Source organism: Candidatus Merdisoma sp. JLR.KK006 (assembly GCF_036941035.1).
Classification (GTDB): domain Bacteria; phylum Bacillota; class Clostridia; order Lachnospirales; family Lachnospiraceae; genus Laedolimicola.
The window spans coordinates 1-1,938 of the sequence record NZ_JAYMNS010000073.1 but is presented as its reverse complement, the minus strand read 5'-3'; the positions used below and the strand labels follow the sequence as shown (position 1 = coordinate 1,938).

Below are 1,938 nucleotides of genomic sequence, written 5' to 3'. Positions count from 1 at the left end.
CCGTCTTTAGCAGTTAACACCATATTCTTTCGAAGCAAACCGTATATTCAACCCTTTTTAAACGCCTTGAAATAAGGCTTTTTTTATTTCTCATAACTCTTGCATTTTTATTTTTTCTATGTTATAATAATGGCGTTAGTGGCGTTATTTACGGAGGATTCTACTATGGCTTTTTACTTAAAGAAAACAAAACTCAAAGGGCGGACCTATCTCTCTATTGACGAAAGCTTTTATAGTCATGAAAAGCACGGCACCGCTCACAAATGTTTCAAATCTCTTGGTTCCGTCGAAACCTGGATTCAAAAGGGCATTCCCGACCCCATCGCCCACTTTCAAAAAGAAGTGGATGCTCTAAACCTGGAAAAGGCCCAGGCCGGTGTGCCTAAAATATCCGAAGTCTCACCCCTTCATTATCTTGGCTATTTTCCTCTCAAGGTTCTCCTTGAAAAAATGCATATCCAAAAATATGTCGATTATTTTAAACTTACGAACGACTTTTCCTATGATCTTTACGAACTTCTGTCCTCCTTGATTTATGCCAGGGCCGTACATCCATGCAGCAAATACAAGACCTTCCATGAAGTCCTTCCAAATCTGTACGACCCCGTTCATTTTTCTTACGACCAGCTCCTGCACGGCCTGGCCTTCCTTGGAAACGATTATGAAAAATTCATTGAAATATTCACCGTTCGGACCAATGCCTTTTTCAAAACGGATACTTCCAAAACTTACTTTGACTGCACAAACTTTTATTTCGAGATTGACAGGGAGGATGATTTTCGGAAAAAGGGACCCAGCAAGGAAAATAAAAAAGAGCCGATTGTCGGCCTTGGATTATTGCTGGACGGCAATCAAATCCCCATCGGCATGAAAATGTATCCGGGAAATGAATCTGAAAAACCGGTTTTAAGGGATGTGATCGACCAGTTGAAGGCACAGCATAACATTACCGGGAAAACCATTCATGTGGCCGACAAGGGGCTCAACTGTGCTAAAAACATCGCATCTTCTAAAAAAAGCGGCGATGGGTACCTTTTTTCCAAATCCGTCAAAGGACTTCCCGAAACGGAAAAAACCTGGGTATTGTTAGAGGACGGCTTCACGGACGTAAGAAATAAAAACGGGAAGCTTTTATACCGCTATAAATCGTGCATTGACTCATTCCCTTACAAGGTGGAGCATGAAGGAAAGGAACATGTGATAAAACTGCGTGAAAAACGCCTGCTGACTTATAATCCCTCCCTTGCCGCAAAGAAGAGATATGAAATAAACCGCATGGTTGAGAAAGCCAGGGCCCTGACCGCCTCACAAGCGAAAAAGGCCGAGTTTGGCGAGGCGGGGAAATATGTGAAATTTACGGATCGTTCCGGGAAAAAGGCGTCCGTATCCATGAACCAGGAAGCAATCGACAAAGACCTGAAATTTGCCGGATACAACCTTTTGGTAACCTCCGAAACGGAAATGAAAGATTCCGACATCTACAATACGTATCACAATTTATGGAGGATCGAGGAATCCTTTAAGATCATGAAATCCGATTTGGATGCACGCCCGGTATTCCTGCGGAAAGAAGAAACAATAAAAGGACACTTTCTAATCTGTTACCTGACCGTGCTGCTGGAACGCCTTTTCCAGTTTAAGATCCTTGAAAACGAATATTCAACCTCGGATATATTTGAATTTATAAGAGATTTTAAAGTGATAAGGGGGGAGAACAAATATATAAATACAACAAGGTCAACAAGCTTTATTCATGAATTGGCACGAAAGCTAAAGTTACCCTTGACGAATTATTATCTTACGGAAACACAGATAAAATCAATTCTGAACCACAAATTTTAATAATCCTATCACAAAAAGCTGCTGCACCGAAATGCAACAGCTTTTACTATTTTCATAAACTAACGCCATTTTTTAATGTCTGATACCAAAGTCAGG

Annotated in this window: 1 protein-coding gene; it reads left to right on the top strand. The window is 41.0% G+C overall.

From position 1 onward, the window contains the following. Positions 1-165 precede the first annotated feature (165 nt). Positions 166-1,842, top strand: coding sequence for an IS1634 family transposase (locus VSQ61_RS22590; RefSeq protein ID WP_334346568.1), 1,677 nt, complete (start codon positions 166-168; stop codon positions 1,840-1,842). Positions 1,843-1,938: the final 96 nt, after the last annotated feature.